This window comes from Kluyvera sp. CRP (assembly GCF_019930565.1).
GTDB classification, from domain to species: Bacteria; Pseudomonadota; Gammaproteobacteria; order Enterobacterales; family Enterobacteriaceae; genus Kluyvera; species Kluyvera georgiana_A.
This window is the reverse complement of sequence record NZ_CP082841.1, coordinates 4894651-4915945: the sequence shown is the minus strand read 5'-3', so window position 1 is coordinate 4915945 and position 21295 is coordinate 4894651. Positions and strand designations below refer to the sequence as shown.

At 57.0% G+C, this 21295-nt stretch carries 21 protein-coding genes; 15 read left to right on the top strand and 6 right to left on the bottom strand.

The genetic code is table 11. From position 1 onward, the window contains the following. The first annotated feature begins 81 nt into the window (after positions 1-81). The 4 genes from der to pxpA all read left to right on the top strand — a co-directional run bounded on the left by der (position 82) and on the right by pxpA (position 4077). Positions 82-1557, top strand: coding sequence for a ribosome biogenesis GTPase Der (der, locus tag K7B04_RS23270; RefSeq protein WP_163448270.1), 1476 nt, complete (start codon positions 82-84; stop codon positions 1555-1557). A gap of 210 nt (positions 1558-1767) precedes the next feature. Next, positions 1768-2424, top strand: coding sequence for a 5-oxoprolinase subunit PxpB (pxpB, locus tag K7B04_RS23265; protein ID WP_064543672.1), 657 nt, complete (start codon positions 1768-1770; stop codon positions 2422-2424). Next, entirely contained in the window at positions 2418-3350 is a 933-nt protein-coding gene (gene pxpC / locus K7B04_RS23260) for a 5-oxoprolinase subunit PxpC (protein WP_223803123.1), read from the top strand. Before pxpB ends, pxpC begins: the two co-directional genes overlap by 7 nt. Next, a complete protein-coding gene (pxpA, locus tag K7B04_RS23255) occupies positions 3340-4077 on the top strand; it encodes a 5-oxoprolinase subunit PxpA (RefSeq protein ID WP_223803122.1) in 738 nt (245 codons plus the stop codon). Before pxpC ends, pxpA begins: the two co-directional genes overlap by 11 nt. A gap of 39 nt (positions 4078-4116) precedes the next feature. Here the strand turns inward: pxpA and K7B04_RS23250 are convergent, their stop codons facing one another. After that, a complete protein-coding gene (locus K7B04_RS23250) occupies positions 4117-4665 on the bottom strand; it encodes a winged helix DNA-binding protein (protein ID WP_163446550.1) in 549 nt (182 codons plus the stop codon). A gap of 265 nt (positions 4666-4930) precedes the next feature. Between K7B04_RS23250 and K7B04_RS23245 the strand changes: the two genes are divergently transcribed. The 8 genes from K7B04_RS23245 to K7B04_RS23210 all read left to right on the top strand — a co-directional run bounded on the left by K7B04_RS23245 (position 4931) and on the right by K7B04_RS23210 (position 12358). Then, positions 4931-5653 carry a DUF969 domain-containing protein gene (locus K7B04_RS23245; RefSeq protein WP_163446551.1) on the top strand — a complete coding sequence of 241 codons (723 nt, stop codon included), beginning with the start codon at positions 4931-4933 and terminating at the stop codon, positions 5651-5653. Continuing rightward, the gene (locus K7B04_RS23240; protein WP_223803121.1) at positions 5650-6636 is read left to right on the top strand and encodes a DUF979 domain-containing protein; all 987 of its coding nucleotides are present in this window, start codon (positions 5650-5652) and stop codon (positions 6634-6636) included. Before K7B04_RS23245 ends, K7B04_RS23240 begins: the two co-directional genes overlap by 4 nt. Before the next feature lie 26 nt (positions 6637-6662). Beyond that, positions 6663-7658 (top strand): DUF2891 domain-containing protein, encoded by a 996-nt coding sequence (locus K7B04_RS23235; RefSeq protein WP_223803120.1) that lies wholly within the window; start codon positions 6663-6665, stop codon positions 7656-7658. A gap of 175 nt (positions 7659-7833) precedes the next feature. Then, positions 7834-9351 carry a cyclic diguanylate phosphodiesterase gene (locus tag K7B04_RS23230; RefSeq protein WP_223803119.1) on the top strand — a complete coding sequence of 506 codons (1518 nt, stop codon included), beginning with the start codon at positions 7834-7836 and terminating at the stop codon, positions 9349-9351. A 90-nt stretch (positions 9352-9441) separates the two neighbouring features. Beyond that, positions 9442-9687: a YmjA family protein gene (locus tag K7B04_RS23225; RefSeq protein WP_163446555.1), complete on the top strand. Its 246-nt coding sequence runs from the start codon at positions 9442-9444 to the stop codon at positions 9685-9687. Positions 9688-9732: 45 nt separating this feature from the next. After that, positions 9733-10914: a cystathionine beta-lyase gene (gene metC, locus K7B04_RS23220; protein ID WP_223803118.1), complete on the top strand. Its 1182-nt coding sequence runs from the start codon at positions 9733-9735 to the stop codon at positions 10912-10914. A gap of 87 nt (positions 10915-11001) precedes the next feature. Then, positions 11002-12093, top strand: a complete 1092-nt coding sequence (locus K7B04_RS23215) for a Gfo/Idh/MocA family oxidoreductase (protein WP_223803117.1) — start codon at positions 11002-11004, stop codon at positions 12091-12093. A 43-nt stretch (positions 12094-12136) separates the two neighbouring features. Then, entirely contained in the window at positions 12137-12358 is a 222-nt protein-coding gene (locus tag K7B04_RS23210; RefSeq protein ID WP_223803116.1) for a zinc ribbon domain-containing protein, read from the top strand. Between the two features lie 42 nt (positions 12359-12400). Here K7B04_RS23210 and xseA read toward each other — a convergent pair whose 3' ends face one another. Next, entirely contained in the window at positions 12401-13777 is a 1377-nt protein-coding gene (xseA, locus tag K7B04_RS23205; RefSeq protein ID WP_163446559.1) for an exodeoxyribonuclease VII large subunit, read from the bottom strand. A 160-nt stretch (positions 13778-13937) separates the two neighbouring features. Between xseA and guaB the strand changes: the two genes are divergently transcribed. Both guaB and guaA read left to right on the top strand, forming a co-directional pair. Beyond that, on the top strand, positions 13938-15404 hold the full coding sequence (guaB, locus tag K7B04_RS23200) for an IMP dehydrogenase (protein WP_064543580.1): 1467 nt from the start codon (positions 13938-13940) through the stop codon (positions 15402-15404). A gap of 69 nt (positions 15405-15473) precedes the next feature. After that, entirely contained in the window at positions 15474-17051 is a 1578-nt protein-coding gene (gene guaA / locus K7B04_RS23195) for a glutamine-hydrolyzing GMP synthase (RefSeq protein WP_163446560.1), read from the top strand. A gap of 50 nt (positions 17052-17101) precedes the next feature. Here the strand turns inward: guaA and K7B04_RS23190 are convergent, their stop codons facing one another. After that, positions 17102-17626 (bottom strand): GNAT family N-acetyltransferase, encoded by a 525-nt coding sequence (locus K7B04_RS23190; protein ID WP_223803115.1) that lies wholly within the window; start codon positions 17624-17626, stop codon positions 17102-17104. Between the two features lie 5 nt (positions 17627-17631). After that, positions 17632-18825 (bottom strand): MFS transporter, encoded by a 1194-nt coding sequence (locus K7B04_RS23185; protein WP_223803114.1) that lies wholly within the window; start codon positions 18823-18825, stop codon positions 17632-17634. Between the two features lie 97 nt (positions 18826-18922). Here K7B04_RS23185 and K7B04_RS23180 point away from each other — a divergent pair, with 97 nt between their 5' ends. Continuing rightward, positions 18923-19816 (top strand): LysR family transcriptional regulator, encoded by an 894-nt coding sequence (locus tag K7B04_RS23180; protein WP_223803113.1) that lies wholly within the window; start codon positions 18923-18925, stop codon positions 19814-19816. Here the strand turns inward: K7B04_RS23180 and mscS are convergent. Both mscS and K7B04_RS23170 read right to left on the bottom strand, forming a co-directional pair. Beyond that, a complete protein-coding gene (mscS, locus tag K7B04_RS23175) occupies positions 19813-20691 on the bottom strand; it encodes a small-conductance mechanosensitive channel MscS (protein ID WP_163446563.1) in 879 nt (292 codons plus the stop codon). The two genes, K7B04_RS23180 and mscS, sit on opposite strands and share 4 nt — an antisense overlap. Before the next feature lie 315 nt (positions 20692-21006). Further along, positions 21007-21210: a YfgG family protein gene (locus K7B04_RS23170; protein WP_167575254.1), complete on the bottom strand. Its 204-nt coding sequence runs from the start codon at positions 21208-21210 to the stop codon at positions 21007-21009. Positions 21211-21295 lie beyond the last annotated feature (85 nt).

Below are 21295 nucleotides of genomic sequence, written 5' to 3'. Positions count from 1 at the left end.
GCTGTCGTAACTCTATTGGCGGCTCCTGTTTAATCAGGGGCCGTTTGCTATTTTTAGATTTTGAGTAAATGAGGCTTTAACATGGTACCTGTGGTCGCGCTTGTCGGGCGCCCTAATGTTGGAAAATCCACGCTATTTAACCGCCTGACGCGCACTCGTGATGCGCTGGTTGCGGATTTCCCGGGTCTGACTCGTGACCGTAAGTACGGTCGTGCTGAAGTTGAAGGGCGTGAATTTATCTGTATCGATACCGGCGGTATCGACGGCACGGAAGAAGGCGTGGAAACGCGCATGGCGGAACAGTCGCTGCTGGCGATTGAAGAAGCCGACGTTGTACTGTTCATGGTTGATGCGCGCGCCGGGCTGATGCCGGCGGACCAGGCCATTGCTAACCATCTGCGCGCGCGTGAAAAGCCGACTTTCCTGGTGGCGAATAAAACCGATGGTATCGATCCGGATCAGGCCGTCGCCGATTTCTGGTCGCTGGGCCTCGGTGACATTCACCCGATCGCTGCCTCTCATGGCCGTGGCGTAACCACGTTGCTGGAGCAGGTGTTGCTGCCATTCGTGGATGACGTTAATCCGCCAGAAGAGGTGGACGAAGACGCAGAGTACTGGGCGCAGTTTGAGGCGGAAAATGGCGAAGGCGAAGAAGAGCCGGAAGACGACTTCAATCCGCAGGATCTGCCGATCAAAATCGCTATCGTTGGCCGTCCGAACGTAGGTAAGTCAACGCTAACTAACCGTATCCTCGGCGAAGACCGCGTGGTGGTCTATGACATGCCGGGCACCACCCGTGACAGCATCTATATCCCGATGGAACGCGATGAGCGTGAATACGTGCTCATTGACACCGCCGGGGTACGTAAGCGCGGTAAAGTGACGGATACGGTAGAAAAATTCTCGGTTATCAAAACATTGCAGGCCATTGAAGACGCTAACGTCTGTCTGCTGGTGATTGATGCGCGTGAAGGCATTTCCGATCAGGATCTGTCTCTGCTCGGCTTTATCCTCAATAGTGGGCGCTCACTGGTCATCGTCGTCAACAAGTGGGACGGCCTGAGCATGGAAGTCAAAGAGCAGGTGAAAGAGACCCTCGACTACCGTCTGGGCTTTATCGACTTTGCGCGCGTGCACTTCATCTCTGCGCTGCACGGCAGCGGTGTTGGTAACCTGTTTGAATCTATTCGTGAAGCTTATGACAGCTCCACCCGCCGCGTGGGGACAGCGATGCTGACCCGCATCATGACCATGGCTGCTGAAGATCACCAGCCGCCGCTGGTGCGCGGTCGTCGCGTGAAGCTGAAATACGCCCACGCTGGTGGTTATAACCCGCCGATTGTGGTGATTCACGGCAACCAGGTCAAAGACCTGCCGGATTCTTACAAGCGCTATCTGATGAACTACTTCCGCAAATCGCTGGACGTGATGGGCACCCCTATCCGCATTCAGTTCAAGGAAGGTGAGAACCCGTATGCGAATAAACGCAATACCTTGACGCCGACTCAGATGCGTAAACGTAAGCGTTTGATTAAACACATTAAGAAAAGCAAGTAAGCGTTCACGCTAAGCGCGAATTTGCCAAATATATCAAGCCCGCATAATGCGGGCTTTTTACTGCCCGTCGTTCAGATAACCGGATTCGCTCGTACAGATCCAAACTGAAGACATTGACACATTTGCATTATTGCTGAATTGTAAATGGAAATGGTGGCCGACTTTAACATCCATCGGCCTCTGCAACCCAGCATGAGTAAAGGTGAAAACGTGCAGCGAGCGCGGTGTTATCTGTTAGGAGAGAGCGCGGTGGTTCTGGAGCTGGAACCGCCGCTGACGCTGGAAAGCCAGCAACGGATTTGGGGGCTGGCGCAACGTCTGGCGGGAGTGCCCGAAGTGGTTGAAGTGATTCCGGGGATGAACAATATCACCGTGATGCTTCGTAACCCGGCGTCGTTGGCGCTGGATGCCATCGAGCGTTTACAGCGCTGGTGGGAAGAGAGCGAAGCGGTGACTCTGGACTCACGGCAGATAGAGATCCCGGTGATTTATGGCGGTGAGCACGGCCCTGATTTAGCGGATGTGGCGCGGCATACTGGCCTGAGTGAACAGCAGGTTGTTGAACGCCACGCGTCGGCGGACTACATCACCTACTTTATCGGCTTCCAGCCTGGTTTCCCCTATCTTGGCGGCCTGCCAACCGAACTGGCGACGCCGCGACGGGCGGAACCGCGCCTTGCCGTACCGGCGGGATCGGTGGGAATTGGCGGCAGTCAGACGGGAATCTATCCGCTGCCGACCCCCGGTGGCTGGCAAATCATTGGCCGTACCGATTTACGCCTGTTCGACCCGCAGCGAGAGCCTGCGACGCTACTACAGCCAGGCGATCGGGTTCGTTTTGTGCCGTCTAAGGAGGGCGTGTGTTAGAGATTATTCGCGCAGGGATGAGCACCACCTTGCAGGACGGCGGGCGACACGGTCTACGGCAGTCGGGGATTAGCCGCTGCGGGGCGATGGATTCTGCAGCATTGCGCATCGCTAATCTGCTGGTCGGTAACGCCGCCGATAGCGCCGTACTGGAAATCACGCTGGGGCAGTGTGATTTGGTTTTTCATCGCGACGGCTGGTTTGCTCTCGCGGGCGCGGACTGCGCGGCCACGCTCGACGGTCAGCCGGTGTGGTCCGGCTGGCGTTGGCCGGTGCGCGCGGGCCAGCGCCTCAAACTGGCGCTGCCAAAACGTGGGATGCGCAGCTATCTGGCGGTGGCTGGCGGTTTCGATGTGCCTTGCATGATGGGTTCTTACAGCACCGATTTAAAGGCCGGATTCGGCGGCTTTGAGGGGCGAAGCCTGCAAGAGGGCGATCGCCTGCCGCTGCGCCCGGCAACGCGTGACTTCCGTCAGCGTCGCGGCGTGCGTCAACTGCAGTGGGGCAACCGCGTGCGCGCGCTACCGGGGCCGGAGTACCATGAGTTTTCCGCCGCGGCGCACGAGTCCTTCTGGCGCGCGCCATGGAAGCTCAGCCCGCAGAGCAATCGCATGGGCTACCGTATGCAGGGCCAGGTGCTGGAGCGTACGGAATCTCGCGAGATGTTCTCCCACGGTCTGCTCCCCGGCGTGGTACAGGTGCCGCACAACGGCCAACCGATTGTACTGATGAACGACGCGCAGACCACCGGCGGTTACCCGCGCATTGCCTGCGTGATTGAGGCGGACATGTACAACCTGGCGCAAATCCGGCTCGGTGAAACGGTACACTTTGACCTCTGCACGCTGGAAGAGGCGCTGGCCGCGCGCGCTCAGCAGCAGCGTTACTTTGAACAACTGGAATGGCGATTGAACGATGAAGATTGATTTAAACGCCGATCTCGGCGAAGGCTGTGAGAACGACAGCGCGCTGATGCCGCTGATTACGTCGGCCAACATCGCCTGTGGATTCCATGCCGGGGACGCACAGACCATGCGCCAGAGCGTATTGCTGGCGCTGAAACACGGTGTGGCTATCGGCGCGCACCCAAGCTTCCCCGACCGGGAAAACTTTGGCCGTACTGCGATGCAGCTACCGCCTGACGTGGTCTATGCGCAGACGCTGTATCAGATTGGCGCGCTGGCGGCGATCGCCCGCGCCGAAGGCGGTGCGCTAACGCACGTTAAACCTCACGGCATGCTGTACAACCAGGCGGCGAAAGAGCCGCTGCTGGCGGATGCTATCGCCAGAGCGGTGCACAATGTTGAACCGTCTCTTATCCTGGTGGGGTTAGCCGGTAGCGAACTCATTCGCGCAGGCATACATCATGGGCTGACTACTCGGGAAGAGGTGTTTGCCGATCGCGGCTATCTGGCGGACGGCTCGTTGGTACCGCGTAGCGAGGCTGGCGCGCTGATTCACGATGAGGATGAGGCGGTAGCCCGTACGCTGGAAATGGTGCTGAATGGCCGGGTAATGAGCCGTGATGGCGTCTGGGCAAAGGTGAATGCCCAGACGGTGTGTCTGCACGGTGACGGCGCGCAGGCGTTGGCATTCGCTCGTCGGCTGCGCGAAGCGTTCGACGCCCGGCAGATTGCCGTACGCGCCGACTGAGTTTCCTGCGCTCGTCTTCCTTCTCCGGCGAGCGCCTTGCTACAGCGACGCCGCAGCCCGTGCGGCGGTGTCATACAGCGACGAGATGGTCCGCAGCAACTGGGCGGTCTCGCCAATCGAATGTCCCGGAATACCGCTCTCCACCTGAATCGAAATCAAACACGCTTCCCGCACGTCGCGGTATTTCATACACAGCGCTTTCCCTTCTTCCGTAGTGTAGAAATAGAGCTCCTTACCCACTTTCTCACTGGTGACGTAGCCCGCTTTGACCAGTTTTTTCAGCGCATAGGTCACCACGTGGGTGTCTTCCACGTTCAGCACAAAGCAGATATCCGCCAGCTTCTTCTTGCGATTGCGATGGTTCACGTGATGCAAAAGCGACACATCAAACGCCCCCATATCCGGCTCGCCCGCCGCGGTCATACAGCGCACCATCCATTTGTTGAAGGCGTTACTGGTCATGATCAGGGCGTACTCCAGCTCTGATAATTCCGCGCAGCGCTCGGAGATCAGATGGCGTGAGGAGACGATCCGGCTTTCGTTGATATCGTCGTTTGTGGCAGGTGTAGCTGTTTTTTTCGAGGTCATAACTGTCCTTACGCAATTGTGACTATTCGCAAAGAATGTAAATGAAACGAGATAATATAAGAACGTTTTATTGATAAATTGTTTACATGTTATCCGCGTTCAGATATAGATTTTTAGCACAGACCGATGACTCATACGTAGATTTACGCGGTCTGATGACACAACACAACATCGTTCGCCGCAATGCCGCACGCTTCACCTTATGGTGACGCGATAAAAAAGAGCCTTCGGCGTGCAACGCACACTTTGGATAGGGTAAACGTTTATGGACGGTACGACACTGATGCCGCTTATCGGGATTCCGGTGGTGGTGATTGGCTTTGCGCTGCGCTTTAACCCGCTGCTGGTGGTCGTTGTCGCCGGTCTGGCGACAGGACTGCTGGTTGGCATGGATTTCGGCATGCTGCTGGAAACCTTTGGCGAAAAGTTTGTGAATAGCCGCTCGCTGGCGACTTTCATTCTGATTCTGCCGGTGATTGGCCTGCTGGAATACTACGGTCTGAAGGAACGCGCGCAGGCGTGGGTGGCTAAAATTGCCAGCGCCACCTCAGCGCGTATTCTGATGCTCTACTTTGTGGCGCGTGAGGGGACGGCCGCGCTGGGTCTGATGTCACTGGGCGGTCATGCACAGACGGTACGCCCGCTGCTGGCGCCGATGGCGGAAGGGGCGGCGTTGAATGAATACGGCGAACTGCCGCAGCACATCCGCGATAAAATCAAAGCGCACGCCGCCGCCTGCGACAATATTGCCGTTTTTTTCGGCGAAGATATTTTTATCGCCTTCGGCGCGGTGCTGTTGATTGACGCCTTCCTCAAAGAGAACGGGATTAGCGGGATTGAACCGCTGCATATTGGCCTGTGGGCTATTCCGACGGCCATTTCCGCGCTGATTATCCACATGATTCGCCTGCTGCGTCTGGACGCCAGCATTCGCCGTGACGTGATGGCATGGCGCAACGCCCAGGGCACGAAGGCGGTGACGCCATGAGTACACTTATCACCATCAATCGCGTTTATTACCTGATCGGTTTTGTCGTGATGCTGCTGGTTATCATGACGCTGCGCGATCGCGGCAACCCGAAACGTTTTACCACCGCGCTGTTCTGGTTCCTGTTCGGCGGGATTTTCCTGTTTGGCGATCTGATGGTCCAGGAACTGGGGAAATCGCTGGCTTATCGCATTATCGGCGGGGCGGTGATTGTCATTGCGCTGCTGGCGGGCTGTGGGTTGGTTGGCAAAGGCGAATACAAAATGTCGAGCGACAGCGAACGAGTCGCCTCGTCTAACCGACTGAAAAATTGGTTATTCCTGCCTGCATTAATGATTCCAGTAGTGACAGTCATCGGCACGCTGTTCCTGAAAGGCGTATCGGTTGGCGGCGTGTACCTGCTTGACCAGAAGCAACTGACGCTGGCGGCGCTGTGCGTTGCCTGTGTGGCGGCCATTCTGACCGGCTGGTGGTTGACGCGCGGCACGCCGCTGCATGCCATTCGTCAGTCTCGCCGTCTGGTGGACACCATTGGCTGGGCGGTGATTCTGCCGCAGATGCTCGCCATGCTGGGCGGTGTATTTGTGGTCGCGGATACCGGCGAATCGGTGCAGAAGGTGGTGAGCCTGTTTGTGAACCCGGATAACCGCTTCATGCTGGTGGTGATTTACTGCGTCGGTATGGCGCTGTTTACCATGATCATGGGCAACGCCTTTGCCGCCTTCCCGGTACTCAGCGCCGGTATTGCGCTGCCGTTCCTGATTCATCTTCACCACGGCAACCCGGCGCCGCTGCTGGCGATTGGGATGTATGCCGGCTACTGCGGCACGTTGATGACGCCGATGGCCGCCAACTTCAATATTGTGCCCGCCGCGCTGCTTGAGCTGAAAGATAAGTATCAGGTGATTAAGGTTCAGATCCCCACGGCGCTGCCGCTGCTGGTGGTGAACGTCTTTTTAATGTACTTCCTCGTGTTTCGCTAAGCGCGGTGACTTTTTCAGGAGCTGTTATGGAATTAACGCAACATCAGGCTGACGCTTTCGCCCGTATGCCCTTGACCTATTTGCGCCAGGAATATCCAAACCACATCATGCATCTGCTGAATGATGATGGCGATGTGCTGCCGCCCCGTACGTTGCACCCGATTTTTTATGGCTGCTTCGACTGGCACTCGGCGGTACACGGCTACTGGCTACTGCTGCGCTGCGTGCGCCTTTACCCGGATCTGCCGTGCCGCGATGAAATCATCGCGCTGTTTGACGAGCACTTCACCGAGGAAAACGTGGCGCAGGAGCTGGCCTATTTCACCGCGCCGTTCCGCGCGTCGTTTGAGCGTCCTTACGGCTACGGCTGGCTGCTGGCGCTGGCGCAGGAGCTGAAACACGCCTCTCTGCCGCAGGCCGCGCGTTGGTTTGCGACGCTCGAACCGCTGACGCAGGATATCCGTACCCGCCTTATCGATTATCTCAGCAAGCTGACCTACCCGATTCGCGTGGGCACGCACTACAACACCGCTTTCGCGCTGGCGCTGGGGCTGGACTACGCCCGCGCGCAGGCCGATAAGACGCTGGAGGGGGCGATTCTCGACGCCGCTAACCGCTTCTATGTGGCCGACACGCAGTACCCGGCGCATTATGAACCGGGCGGTGACGAGTATATTTCCGGCGCGTTGACCGAAGCGCTGCTGATGAGCAAAGTCGCGGGGAACTTCCCGGCGTGGTTTGATGCCTTCCTGCCGGACGTGGCGTCGGTGTCGGCACTGATGAACCCGGCGGAAGTGAGCGACCGTACCGACCCGAAAATTGCCCATCTTGACGGCCTGAACCTCAGCCGCGCCTGGTGTATGAAACATATCGCCCGCGCTTTGCCGCAAGACCATGCGGCGCAGCAAGCGCTGGGCGACGCCGTGGCGCGCCATCTGGCGGCCAGCGTTGAGCACGTGGTGGGCAGCCACTACAGCGGCGGCCACTGGCTGGCGAGCTTCGCGCTGCTGGCACTGGAGTAAGCTTCTCAAGGTACTCCGGTATCGCCGGGGTACCTTTTTCCCGGCAAGGGAAATGGCAAAATGTTATTGGTCTAATGGCGATTTCTGCTTATCTCGACCATCCTTTCTTTATTCGCGTATTTGCGCGACTCACTATCCACAGCCAAAAATAAATCTCTTCGCCCAGGACATGATAATGCGTAGCGCGCTTCTTCCTGTCATTGCCGCCGTGTGCCTGTTTCTGGCCGGCGTTTTTATTTTGAATACCCAGCTTTGGTATTCCTCTCGCGCGGAAAGTCTTGGCGGCGCCCGATATGCCGCCAATAATATCAACCTTATTCTCGATGAAGCTTTCCGGGCGACCCGCGTGGCCACCGATATTGCGGATAAAGGATGCAATCTGGAGGGGCAATATCAGCTCGGTACGGAAGCGGCATTGCAGCCACATTTGCGCACGATTGTTATTGTGAAAAGTGGCGCGATCTGGTGCTCATCCCTACCGGGAAACCGTATTTTACTGTCACAAATTCCGCCGATGGAGGCGCGTAATTTGCTGTTGGTCCCCGCTCGCGAGACGTCGAATGGGCTGCCGATTCTTATTTATAGCACTCAGTTAACCGCCAGTCGCATCCTGGTCACCATTAGCGACCAGCATATTCGCGGCGCGCTGAATGTCCCTCTGAAGGGCGTGCATTTTGCCTTACGGGTAGGGGAGTCGACGATTGGCATGTCCGGCGACGTGGTGAGCGGAAACGCTCGCTATAGCGGGCAAATCAGCTCGACAAAATATCCCTTCAGTATTGTCTACAATCAGCCGCCGTTATTTAGCCTACAGCGCATGATCACCCGTGGATTAGGCATCCTGCTTTTTCTTGGCGTTATCTCAATTGTCACGGCTTATGTGCTGGGTAAATACCTGAACAAAGAGATGACGCCGGAAGAGATGCTGCGCCGGGCGATAGCCAACGGTGAAATCGTTCCTTTTTACCAGATGGTAGTGAACGGTAGGGAGGGGACGCTGCGCGGCGTTGAAGTGCTTGCCCGCTGGAAACACCCGCGCGCGGGCTATATTTCCCCGGCGTCGTTTATTCCGGTGGCGGAAAAATCGGGGCTGATTGTGCCGCTGACGCGTAGCCTGATGGCGCAGGTCGTGGACAATATGAACGCCATCGAAAGCAAACTGCCGGAGGGATTTCATGTTGGCATTAACTTTAGCGCGTCGCATATCGCCAAGCCGGACTTTGTCGAGGAGTGCCTGCGCTTTAAAGACAGTTTCCACCGCAAGGATCTCAACCTGGTGCTTGAAGTGACGGAACGCGAGCCGCTGCACGTGGATGAAGATTTGGTACAAACGTTGAATACTCTGCACGAGAACGGCTTTGTGATTGCGCTGGATGATTTCGGTACCGGCTATTCGGGATTGTCTTATCTTCATGATTTACATATTGATTATATAAAGATCGACCAAAGTTTTGTCGCACGGGTCAATGCCGAACCGGATTCGACGCGCATTCTGGACTGCGTGCTGGACCTGGCCCGCAAGCTTTCGCTGAGCATTGTGGCTGAAGGCGTCGAAACCAAAGAACAACTCGACTATCTCAACAAAAATGACATTACGTTCCAGCAGGGATACTACTTTTATAAACCGGTGAAATTCACTGAATTGATTAAAATTCTGCTGTCTAAACCGAAAGTGAAGGTGATTGTTGAGTAATTTGCCGCCCGTATGAAAACGCACGTTGACCTGATAGCGCGTAACGTAGGATAGTCACCGTTTTGCCAGTCTTTATTCCAGGAGCTGTCTATGACGCACGAAATCCCGCTGAAATTTTATGACATCGTCGATGAATACTCGACCGAAGCCGCGCAGGCGGTGAATGACGCCGAGCGTGATGCGCTGGCACACTATTTCCAGCTGCTGATTACCCGCTTAATGAACAACGAAGAGATCAGCGAAGACGCGCAAAAAGAGATGGCCGCTGAGGCGGGCATTAAAGAACAGCGCATTGATGATATTGCGGAATTCCTCAATCAATGGGGCAATGAATAGCACGATTTCTCGTCGGCAAGGCCGCTGAAAGGTACGAGGTAAATTATGGGTCATCATTCTCCATCCGATTTTAATATCAGCACGCAAATTACCCAGCTAGGCCGGGATACTTCCCGCCAGGCAGGGTTTGTGAATGCGCCGATTTATCGCGGCTCTACGGTGGTCTTTCCGACGGTTGACGATCTTGAACATAATCGCGCCGAATTTAACTACGGCACAATGGGTACGCCGACCATCGCCAGCCTCGAGAACGCCTGGAGCGTGCTGGCCGGTGCCGCCGGGACCGTACTGTCACCGTCCGGGCTGGGGGCGATTTCGCTGGCCCTGCTGACAACGCTGAAAGCGGGCGATCATCTGCTGATGCCTGATAGCGTTTACCGACCGACCCGCAATTTCTGCGCCGGCATGCTGGCCAAAATGGGCATTGAGACCACCTATTACGACCCGCTGATTGGCGCGGAGATAGCCTCGCTTTTTCGCGCGAACACCACCACGCTGTTCCTTGAGTCCCCCGGCTCGCAGAGCTTTGAGATTCAGGATGTTCCGGCGATGACCCAGGCGGCGAAAAAACAGGGGATCGCCACCATTATCGACAATACCTGGGCGACGCCGATTTTCTTTCGTGCCCACGAGCACGGTTGCGACCTCTCGCTCGAGGCGGGGACCAAATATCTCGGCGGCCATTCTGACCTGCTGATGGGGCTGGTGTCAGCTAATGACGCCTGGTGGCCGCGATTGCGTAAAACCTACGATCTGATGGCCATGCTGCCCGGCGCGGAAGACTGCTTCCTGGCCCTGCGCGGGCTGCGCACGATGCATTTGCGCCTGAAAGAGGCTGAACAGCGCGGTCTGGAGATGGCGCATTGGCTACAGGCGCGCCCGGAAGTGTTGAAGGTTCTGCACCCGGCGCTGCCGGAGTGCCCGGGGCACGAGATCTGGAAGCGTGATTTCACCGGCTCATCCGGGCTGTTTTCGCTGGTGCTGAAGCCCGAATTTACCAAAGCGGGGGTGGCGAATATGTTGGATCATATGCGCATTTTCGCCATGGGCTATTCGTGGGGCGGTTTTGAAAGCCTGATTATTCCGTTCAACTGTGCCGATTACCGCACCGCGACCAGCTGGCAGCCTGGCGGCCTGACGCTGCGCATCCAGATGGGGCTGGAAGATATGGATGATTTAAAAACCGATCTGGCGGCTGGTTTCGACCGTCTGCGCGCTGTGCGCTAAACCCAATAAGCCATCGCGGACACGTTTCTGTGATGGCGCTTCACGCATAATGCCCGCCGTATTGTTTTTCTGCATGAGTCGAATGTTATGAATATTGGTTTTATCGGCCTCGGGTCGGTGGTTGAAACCGCCTATTTACCTGCGCTAAAGGCGCTGTCGCTGCCAGTGAGCTCGATTTGCGGCTATGACAGCAATCCGCTGCGGGTGCTGCCGGGCGTAACGACCTTTAAATCCCTTGCCGCACTGCTGGCGCAGCCCATCGACACGCTGTTTATTACCACCGTTTCGCTGGCGCATTTGCCGGTACTTGAACAAGCGCTGCGTTCGCTGATTCCGCGGATTGTGGTAGAAAAGCCGATTGCCGCCACGCTAGACCAGCTTACCGAGCTGCGCCAGCTGCTTTCGGTGCCGGATAACGCTCGGCGCGTGCTGGCGCTGGATCACTGGATGGCCCGGGACGGCGTGCTGTGTCTGGCACAGGGCCGAATGGATGACCGCTGGCAACCTGAAGATGGCGCGGTAATTGACCGCCCGGTGGTCACCGCGCTGGACGAGATTGTCAGTATCGACGGTTTTCTGCTGGAGCCGAGCGGCTATAACGCCGCGGGTGAACCTATCGCGCTGAATTTTGCCACCGGGCAACCGGATACCCGCCAGCTGCGCCACCCGGACGGGGTGATTGTCGATATTGGCACTCACGTACTGGCGATGATGCGGGAGACGGTGCGCTATCTCGGCGGCAGCGATGACATTGTGCTGCGGGCTGAACGGGTTAAGGACCGCTTAGGGCAGCCCATTGCGCTGGGTGATACCGAAACGGCAGAGGGCGAGGCACATCTGATTGGCACGCTTGGCGGTATTGCGGTCAACCTATGGCTGAATAAATACGCCGGGCCGGGCGTCGAGCACAAGGGCATCCGCATTTCCTTGCGCGACGGGCGAGTGATAAGCCAGAACCGTGGCCCCGAGGGCGAGCGCGTTGAGCTGATTTGTGGCGATTCCGTACTCGGCTGGACCCGTCGCGGCGCAATTTATGCCCACTGTCTCGGCGATCAGATTCTGGGCGCGCAAAGTTTGTATTCCCGTGCGCCGCAGGAAGTGGCGAAGCTCACGGCGCGGCGTATTGGCGAGGTCGAGGCGCTGTTGCAGATTCAGCAGCGGTTACGCGGGACGCACTGAGACGTGATAAAATGGCGGCACAATACGATGTTAAGGAGTTGCCATGGAATTCATCTGCCCAACCTGTCAGGCCTCGCTGGAGGTGCAGGGCCAACAGGCGCACTGCGCGCACTGTGATAAAACCTTTACCCTCGAGCCACGCTGCCCCGAGTGCCATAAGCCGCTGGAAGTGTTAAAAGCCTGCGGCGCGGTAGATTTCTTCTGCCAGAGCGGCCACGGGATGATCTCGAAAAAGCGGGTTGAGTGGGTGCCTGCGGGGGAATAAGCGAGAGGATACCGGGCCTGTAGGCCCGGTTATGTTGAACGATTAAACGGCTTTTTTCCGTGAGCGCGTTTTTTTCACCGGCGTCACTGTTTTAATTTCACTCTCGACCCAGCCGTCTGCCAGCCGGGTCGTCAGCATTTCTCCGGCTTTTGCCTGTTTTGCCTGTTTCAATACCTTGCCATCGCTGGCGGTGGTGACGCTATAGCCGCGCGCCAGCGTCGCCAGCGGGCTGACGGCTTCCAGATGCGTGACCGCATTGCCAAAGCGTTCGCGCTGTTCGCTGAGGCGTGCGCGAATGGTTTCGGCCAGGCGATATTCCAGTTGCTGGATACGCGACTGGGCGCGATGAATACGCGGCTGCGGATTCTGCTGGTTCAGACGTTGCAGCATGCGCTGCTGGCGCTGATTGGCCTGTTTGATCTGGCTTTCCAGCGCGCTGTTCATGCGCTGACGCAGCCGTTCCAGCGAGGTTTGTTGGCGCGCCAGACGCAGCTGCGGATGCTGCTGCTGCAGGCGATGGAACATCTGAGTAAAACGACGGCTACGGTTGGCGAGGTAGTAGTCCATCGCCATGCCCAAACGCTGCTGGGCGGACTGAATCTGACGCAGCAGCTCCTGCTGGTTACGGCTGACGATCTCCGCCGCCGCCGATGGCGTGGGGGCTCGCAGGTCGCCGACAAAATCGGCGATAGTGACGTCGGTTTCGTGGCCGACGGCGCTAACCACCGGAATGCGGCTGGCAAAAATAGCGCGCGCCACGCGTTCGTCGTTAAAGCTCCACAAATCTTCCAGCGAGCCACCGCCGCGCCCGACGATTAATACGTCGCACTCGCCGCGGGCGTTGGCCAACTCAATGGCGCGAACGATTTGCCCCGGCGCATCGTCGCCCTGTACCGCGGTGGGGTAAATCACCACCGGCAGCGAGGGATCGCGACGTTTAAGAACGTGGAGAATATCGTGCAGCGCCGCGCCGGTTTTTGAGGTAATCACCCCGACGCAGTGGGCCGGGGAGGGCAGCGGCTGCTTGTATTGCTGATCGAACAACCCTTCCGCCTGCAGTTTGGCTTTTAGCTGTTCATATTTTTGCTGCAACAGCCCTTCGCCCGCAGGCTGCATGCTCTCGACGATAATCTGGTAGTCGCCGCGCGGCTCATACAGCGTGATGTTGGCGCGCACCAGCACCTGTTGTCCGTGCTGCGGGCGGAACGTCACCCGGCGGTTGCTGTTGCGGAACATCGCGCAGCGCACCTGGGCGTTATCGTCTTTTAAGGTGAAGTACCAGTGGCCGGAAGATGGCTGGGTAAAGTTGGAGATCTCGCCGCTAATCCACACCTGGCCCATCTCTTTTTCGAGCAGCAGACGCACCGACTGGTTAAGGCGGCTAACGGTAAAAATTGCGGGGCTTTGTGAGGATAACATGTGAGCGGGATCAAATTCTAAATCAGCAGGTTATTCAGTCGATAGTAACCTGCCAGAGGGCGATCGCAAGCATTTTTTGCAAAAAAGTGTGGATGCAATCGCTTACGCTCTGTATAATGCCGCGGCAATATTTAATAACCTCCCAGGTGAGATATTGCCCATGCTACGTATCGCAAAAGAAGCCCTGACGTTTGACGACGTCCTCCTCGTTCCCGCTCATTCTACCGTTCTGCCGAACACGGCTGATCTTAGCACTCAGCTGACCAAAACCATTCGTCTGAACATTCCTATGCTCTCTGCGGCAATGGACACCGTGACTGAAGCGCGCCTGGCGATTGCCCTGGCACAGGAAGGCGGCATTGGTTTTATCCACAAAAACATGTCTATCGAGCGCCAGGCGGAAGAAGTTCGCCGCGTGAAAAAACACGAATCCGGCGTGGTAACCGACCCGCAGACCGTTCTGCCAACCACCACTTTGGCAGAAGTGAAAGAGCTGACCGAGCGCAACGGCTTCGCGGGCTATCCGGTTGTGACCGAAGACAATGAACTGGTAGGTATCATTACCGGCCGTGACGTGCGTTTCGTCACCGATCTGAGCCAGCCGGTGAGCGTCTACATGACTCCGAAAGATCGTCTGGTGACCGTTCGCGAAGGCGAAGCGCGTGATGTGGTGTTCGCCAAAATGCACGAACGTCGCGTCGAAAAAGCGCTGGTGGTTGACGATAGCTTCCATCTGCTGGGCATGATCACCGTTAAAGACTTCAAAAAAGCCGAACGTAAACCGAACGCGTGTAAAGATGAGAAAGGTCGTCTGCGCGTTGGGGCCGCAGTGGGCGCGGGCGCGGGCAACGAAGAGCGTGTTGATGCGCTGGTTGCCGCGGGCGTTGACGTCCTGCTGATTGACTCCTCTCACGGCCACTCTGAAGGTGTGCTGCAGCGTATCCGTGAAACCCGGGCGAAATATCCTGACCTGCAAATCATCGGCGGTAACGTCGCGACTGGCGCTGGCGCTCGCGCACTGGCGGAAGCCGGTTGCAGCGCGGTGAAAGTGGGTATCGGCCCAGGCTCCATCTGTACGACTCGTATCGTGACCGGCGTGGGCGTTCCGCAGATCACCGCCGTTTCCGACGCGGTTGAAGCGCTGGAAGGCACCGGTATTCCGGTTATCGCTGACGGCGGTATCCGTTTCTCCGGTGATATCGCTAAAGCGATTGCCGCTGGCGCTGCAGCCGTGATGGTGGGCTCTATGCTGGCCGGTACTGAAGAATCCCCGGGCGAAATTGAACTCTACCAGGGCCGTTCTTACAAATCCTACCGTGGTATGGGTTCTCTGGGCGCGATGTCCAAAGGCTCCTCCGACCGTTACTTCCAGAGCGATAACGCCGCTGACAAACTGGTGCCGGAAGGTATCGAAGGTCGCGTAGCGTATAAAGGCCGCCTGAAAGAGATCATTCACCAGCAGATGGGCGGCCTGCGCTCCTGTATGGGTCTGACCGGTTGTGGTACCATCGACCTGCTGCGTACGAAGGCTGAATTCGTGCGTATCAGCGGTGCGGGTATCCAGGAAAGCCACGTTCACGACGTGACCATCACCAAAGAGTCCCCGAACTATCGCATGGGCTCCTGATAAGTTTCCGCGCCCGGTTTTAAACCGGGCGTTTTGTTATTGTTTCACTTGCCTCGGAATTATCGTCAAATGACAGACAATATTCATAAACATCGCATTCTCATCCTCGATTTCGGATCGCAGTATACCCAGCTGGTCGCGCGTCGCGTCCGCGAACTGGGCGTCTACTGTGAACTGTGGGCATGGGATGTTACTGAAGCACAAATCCGTGAGTTCAACCCGAGCGGCATCATCCTCTCCGGCGGCCCGGAAAGCACCACCGAAGCAAACAGCCCGCGTGCGCCTGAGTACGTATTTAACGCCGGTGTACCGGTATTCGGCGTCTGCTACGGCATGCAGACCATGGCGATGCAGTTAGGTGGTCATGTTGAAGGTTCTAACGAGCGTGAGTTCGGCTACGCCCAGGTTGAAGTGCAGACCGACAGCGCGCTGATTCGCGGTATCGAAGATTCTCTGACCGCAGAAGGCAAACCGCTGCTGGACGTGTGGATGAGTCACGGCGATAAAGTGACCGCGATCCCAGAAGGTTTCGTCACCGTTGCCAGCACCGAGACCTGCCCGTTCGCCATTATGGCGCACGAAGAAAAACGCTTCTACGGCGTGCAGTTCCACCCGGAAGTGACCCACACCCGTCAGGGCATGCGCATGCTGGAGCGCTTCGTACGCGATATCTGCCAGTGTGAAGCCCTGTGGACCCCGGCTAAAATCATCGACGACGCCGTTGCGCGTATTCGTGAACAAGTTGGCGAAGACAAAGTTATTCTGGGCCTGTCTGGCGGCGTGGACTCTTCCGTCACCGCGATGCTGCTGCACCGCGCTATCGGTAAAAACCTGACCTGCGTCTTCGTCGATAACGGTCTGCTGCGTCTCAACGAAGCCCAGCAGGTGATGGACATGTTCGGCGACCACTTCGGTCTGAACATTGTTCACGTGGAAGGCGAGCAGCGCTTCCTGGACGCGCTGAAAGGCGAGAACGATCCGGAAGCGAAACGCAAGATTATCGGCCGCGTGTTCGTGGAAGTGTTCGACGAAGAAGCGCTGAAGCTGGAAGACGTGAAATGGCTGGCGCAGGGCACTATCTACCCTGACGTGATCGAATCTGCGGCGTCTGCCACCGGTAAAGCACACGTTATCAAATCTCACCACAACGTGGGCGGCCTGCCGAAAGAGATGAAGATGGGTCTGGTTGAGCCGCTGCGTGAGCTGTTCAAAGACGAAGTGCGTAAGATCGGTCTGGAACTGGGCCTGCCGTACGACATGCTGTACCGTCACCCGTTCCCGGGCCCGGGTCTGGGCGTGCGTGTGCTGGGCGAAGTGAAGAAAGAGTACTGCGACCTGCTGCGTCGTGCGGACGCTATCTTCATTGAAGAGCTGCACAAAGCTGACCTGTACAACAAAGTGAGCCAGGCGTTCACCGTGTTCCTGCCGGTTCGCTCCGTTGGCGTAATGGGCGATGGCCGTAAGTACGACTGGGTTGTTTCCCTGCGTGCTGTGGAAACCATCGACTTTATGACCGCGCACTGGGCACACCTGCCGTACGATTTCTTAGGCCGCGTCTCTAACCGCATCATCAACGAAGTGAACGGTATTTCCCGCGTGGTGTATGACATCAGCGGTAAGCCGCCAGCCACGATCGAGTGGGAATAATTTTCTCTCTCCGTTAGCGTGCAAAACCCTCTGCCTGGCAGAGGGTTTTTTTATGCCGCTTCGTCACGTCGTCGCCGATACTGCAAACTTGGCTCCGCCCCCGGCACATCGTTAATTTCTCTGACCAGCCTCATTCCGCACTTCAGCAATACCTTCTGTGATGCCAGATGATTCTTGCGCACAATACCGACGACCTCATCAAGTTTTAACGTCGTAAACGCATACTCCACCGCCGCGAGGGCAAATTCTGTCGCCAACCCTTTGCCCCACGCCTCGGGAGCAAAGCGGTAGCCCAGGTTATTCACCGCGCCGAAAGGATATTCGACAATGCGCAGCCCGCCAAAACCGATGATCTGTTCGGGTGTCTCCCGCAGACTGAACGCCCAGTTGCCGAAGCCGTGAGTGTCGCGATGTTCAAGCCACCCCGTCAGGATGCGGTGAGAGTGTTCGATATCCGGATGTGGGCCCGCGGGATTAAAAGTATTGGTCGCCGGATCGCCATAAATACGGAAAAGCGCGTCAAGGTCTGTGATCGCCACCGGGCGGAGGATCAGGCGTTCGGTTTGCAGGTGCATGGGGGTTATCCTTGTCGTGAAGCGTGTTGATCGTTGTTTTTTGTTATGCGAGTAGTCTGGCACAGCGCAATGGTCACCGCCAGCCCAGCGGCTATGACGGCAAGGGCTGCGGATACGGTAAGGCTTCCCTTCATACCCAGCGTCTGATTGAGCCAGGCGTAGGCAAACGGCGAGGCGGCAGCCAGCAGTTGGGCGGGGATCAGCAATACGCCAGTGCGGCGGGCATAGTCTTCGGCGGCGAACAGTTGAAGTGGCAACGTGGCTTTGAATACCGTGGTCAAACCGTTGATTGCGCCGTACCCGAGGACAAATCCTCCGGCCGCCCAGCCAATATGTGTGCTGCTGATACCCAATGCAAAGCACAGCGGTATGAAAAAGACCGTGAGCAGCGTCAGTCTGATAGGGGTTAACACGGAACCGGAGGCGACTTCAAGAAAGCGCGCCCCGGTCTGCCCGACGCCCCACAGAATACCCACGGCGATGGGGAGACCGTGGGCGGCGATAAACTCCGGCAGATGCGTAGAGGTGCCATTAGAGATAAAGGTCACGATGGCAATCAGTGCGGCGTAAAGCCAGCCCATATGAACGTCGCGGGAGAAGGCTGCGCTGGGGCTGCGCGGGCTCACTGGCGGCCGTTTTTGGTTAGGCATTGGGATGAGAATCAGAGCGCTCAGAAACCCGAGCAGACTGTACACCAGCAGCGCATGTCGCCAGTCGATTAGCGTGAGTAATGCACTGCCCAGCGGCCAGAAGAATGCGGAGGCTAGCCCGCCGGCTAAGGTGACGCGGGAAATGGTCGCTCTGGCTCGCTGGCCGTAAAGGTTCACCAGCGCGGCAAACAGACCGTCGTACAGCGCCAGCCGCATGCCGACGCCGGTCAGTATCCAGGCGCAGTACCATCCCGACAAGGTGTGGATGAGAGACATCAAAAGACAGCCTATGGCAATCAGCATTGTGCCGCCGATCACCACACGCTGGCCGCCAAAATGTGCCAGCAGGCGGGCGACCCATGGCGACAGTAGCGCCATGACCAGCATGGCCAGCGTCAGGCCGAAATAGATATGCGTCGCTGCCCAGCCGGTATCTTGCATAATCGCGCGGGCGAAGGTGCCAGGCATGTAAAACGAGATTCCCCAGTTAATCAACTGGTTGCCTCCAGCGGCAAGGGTGACAGAAAGAGGGGCGGCAGGTGTTTTCATTATATTCTCGTCAGTTATGCAGTTGCTGGCAGCATAACGCTCACGCTATTGTGCTGGCAGAGCCCTCCGTTTATGACCCTGATAAGAGAAACTTTGTATGACGACCTTGAATCTGGGATATCTGGCAACCTTCCGCCTGGTGGTGCAGCGCGGCAGCTTTTCGGCAGCGGCTGACGTGCTGGGTATCTCTCAGCCGGCGGTAAGTCTTCAGGTACGTCAGCTTGAACAGTTCTTACAGGCAAGGTTGATTGAGCGTACCGGGCGCGGCGTGAAGGCGACGGCGGCAGGAATGGCGTTGCTGCTGCACGGCGAGCGGATTGAACAGGCGGTGAATGAAGCCGTGCAGTCGGTAAACGAATGCAGCGAGCAGGTGAGCGGTGAGATTACGTTGGGCACCGGGGCTACGGCGTGCATTCATCTGTTGCCGCCGATGCTGCAAGAACTGCGTGAGCGTTACCCGCTGCTGACGGTCGGGGTGACCACTGGCAATACGCCGGATATCGTGCGGGCCATAGAAGAGAATCGGCTCGATTTGGGGCTGGTCACCTTGCCCGCTAGCGGGCGTAGTCTGGAGGTCATGGCGGCTCAACGAGAAGAGTTTGTGCTGATTATTGCCGCGGCGCAACGGACGCCAACGGCAACGCCTGCCGGGTTGCGGGCGCTACCGCTTATCGCATTCGAGCAAGGAAGCGGCACGCGTAGTCTGATTGACGGCTGGTTCCAACGCGCAGGCGTAGAAGCCCGGCCGGTGATGCAGCTGGGCAGTATTGAAGCGATAAAGCGCATGGTGGCCGCCGGGCTGGGCTACAGTATTATTCCGCGTATGGCGGTTGAGGCGCCCCGCGATCGTGAAGGGCTGCACGTCAGTTCGCTGGCGCCACTTTTGCACCGCCAACTGGCGGTGGTGATGCGCCAGGATAAGATCCTCAGCAAAGGGATTGCTGAATTAGTGAAGCTGTTGCAAAGGGCACCCTCGTGCCCCCGGGATTAATCAACCAGCTGTAGCTGTGGATGCGCAGGTGCGGTCACGTTCTCAACGCGAATATCCATCTGTGGATAAGGCAGATCGATGTGATTGGCGTCCAGCGCCTCTTTGATGTTCTCCAGCAGGTCGTAGTAGGTGTTCCAGTACTCGGCATTGCGTACCCACACTCGCACATAAAAGTTCAGCGACGAGGCGCCCAGTTCGCCCAGACGGACGGTGACGCCGCGCTGGCGGTCAATTCGCGAGTCTTTTTCAATCAGCTGATTAATCACGCGCTTCACGTCGGCAATGCGGCTCTGGTAACCCACGCCAATCACCAGGTCGATACGGCGGAACGGGTGACGGGAGTAGTTGATAATGTTATCAGCGATAATCTTGCCGTTGGGGATCACCACTTCTTTGCTATCGCCGGTCAGCAGCGTGGTGGAGAAAATGTGCACCTTCTCTACCGTGCCGGTCATGGCGCCAATCTGTACCACTTCGCCGGCGCGGAAAGGGCGCAGGGAAACCAGCAGCACGCCCGCGGCAAAGTTGGAGAGCGAGCCCTGAAGCGCCAGACCTACAGCCAGCCCCGCAGCGCCGATGACGGCGATGATCGATGAGGTTTCAATCCCCACGCGGCCCAGCGCGGCCACGACAAAGAAAGCCAGCGTGATGTAGCGTACCAGCGCGGTGAAAAACTGGACAATGGTGATATCGACTTTACGTTTGAGCAGCAGCTTCTCCAGCCCGCGAGAAAGCAGGCGTGAGATGGCTTTGCCAACGAACAACAGGATAATAGCGGCAACAACATTCCAGCCAAATTGAATAACCGCATCGCTGTGGCCAGCCATCCATTCAACAGCATTTTTTATTTTTGGAAATAAGGTAAAACCGGTCATCACAAGCCCTGCTGGTTAAAAATAATGGCGAAAAAATCAAATGAAGATATTTAAAATATCTATATATTTGTTTTCATATATCCAAGGTGGATGGGTTAGCGATTATTTGCGCAGTTATTGTCTTTTTTCTGCCCATTTATCAAGACTATAAAAAAACAGCGCGAATGGTGCGGCGAAGCGAAAAGAAAATTTTGTGTATTCGTGCGGGAAACGTTTTTTTACCCAATTTACGACAGGATATGGCCTGTCATGCAGATCCCTTACCGGATGGTTAAACGAGATGCTTAGCCATTCGGTAAGGAATCTTTCGGGGGATTAACGGTCGTCGGGTTGTGCGGGGGGAGTCTGTTGCGACAGGCTGCTCTGCTGGGATTCTTTTTTGTCCTGGTGGTGATGCCACGCACCGATGGAGGAGTAGACGAAGCGTCCGAAGAAGAAGAGGAAACTGATAAGCAGTACGATCCGGGTCATTCGACTGTTAAATCGGTGTCGTTTTCGTAGGCTGGTAACCTGGCTCACAAAGGGGTCCTTTAGCAATACCCATAGACGGGCGATGTGTACATTAAGGCACAGAGTGACGCACGGGTCAATTGAGGGGAATGTA

Excerpts from the sequence above, each read along its gene's own strand:
- der (WP_163448270.1), top strand. The coding sequence starts at position 82 with ATGGTACCTGTGGTCGCGCTTGTCGGGCGCCCTAATGTTGGAAAATCC.
- pxpA (WP_223803122.1), top strand. The coding sequence starts at position 3,340 with ATGAAGATTGATTTAAACGCCGATCTCGGCGAAGGCTGTGAGAACGAC.
- K7B04_RS23250 (WP_163446550.1), bottom strand. The coding sequence starts at position 4,665 with ATGACCTCGAAAAAAACAGCTACACCTGCCACAAACGACGATATCAAC.
- K7B04_RS23245 (WP_163446551.1), top strand. The coding sequence starts at position 4,931 with ATGGACGGTACGACACTGATGCCGCTTATCGGGATTCCGGTGGTGGTG.
- K7B04_RS23240 (WP_223803121.1), top strand. The coding sequence starts at position 5,650 with ATGAGTACACTTATCACCATCAATCGCGTTTATTACCTGATCGGTTTT.
- K7B04_RS23235 (WP_223803120.1), top strand. The coding sequence starts at position 6,663 with ATGGAATTAACGCAACATCAGGCTGACGCTTTCGCCCGTATGCCCTTG.
- K7B04_RS23230 (WP_223803119.1), top strand. The coding sequence starts at position 7,834 with ATGCGTAGCGCGCTTCTTCCTGTCATTGCCGCCGTGTGCCTGTTTCTG.
- K7B04_RS23225 (WP_163446555.1), top strand. The coding sequence starts at position 9,442 with ATGACGCACGAAATCCCGCTGAAATTTTATGACATCGTCGATGAATAC.
- metC (WP_223803118.1), top strand. The coding sequence starts at position 9,733 with ATGGGTCATCATTCTCCATCCGATTTTAATATCAGCACGCAAATTACC.
- K7B04_RS23215 (WP_223803117.1), top strand. The coding sequence starts at position 11,002 with ATGAATATTGGTTTTATCGGCCTCGGGTCGGTGGTTGAAACCGCCTAT.
- K7B04_RS23210 (WP_223803116.1), top strand. The coding sequence starts at position 12,137 with ATGGAATTCATCTGCCCAACCTGTCAGGCCTCGCTGGAGGTGCAGGGC.
- xseA (WP_163446559.1), bottom strand. The coding sequence starts at position 13,777 with ATGTTATCCTCACAAAGCCCCGCAATTTTTACCGTTAGCCGCCTTAAC.
- guaB (WP_064543580.1), top strand. The coding sequence starts at position 13,938 with ATGCTACGTATCGCAAAAGAAGCCCTGACGTTTGACGACGTCCTCCTC.
- guaA (WP_163446560.1), top strand. The coding sequence starts at position 15,474 with ATGACAGACAATATTCATAAACATCGCATTCTCATCCTCGATTTCGGA.
- K7B04_RS23190 (WP_223803115.1), bottom strand. The coding sequence starts at position 17,626 with ATGCACCTGCAAACCGAACGCCTGATCCTCCGCCCGGTGGCGATCACA.
- K7B04_RS23185 (WP_223803114.1), bottom strand. The coding sequence starts at position 18,825 with ATGAAAACACCTGCCGCCCCTCTTTCTGTCACCCTTGCCGCTGGAGGC.
- K7B04_RS23180 (WP_223803113.1), top strand. The coding sequence starts at position 18,923 with ATGACGACCTTGAATCTGGGATATCTGGCAACCTTCCGCCTGGTGGTG.
- mscS (WP_163446563.1), bottom strand. The coding sequence starts at position 20,691 with ATGACCGGTTTTACCTTATTTCCAAAAATAAAAAATGCTGTTGAATGG.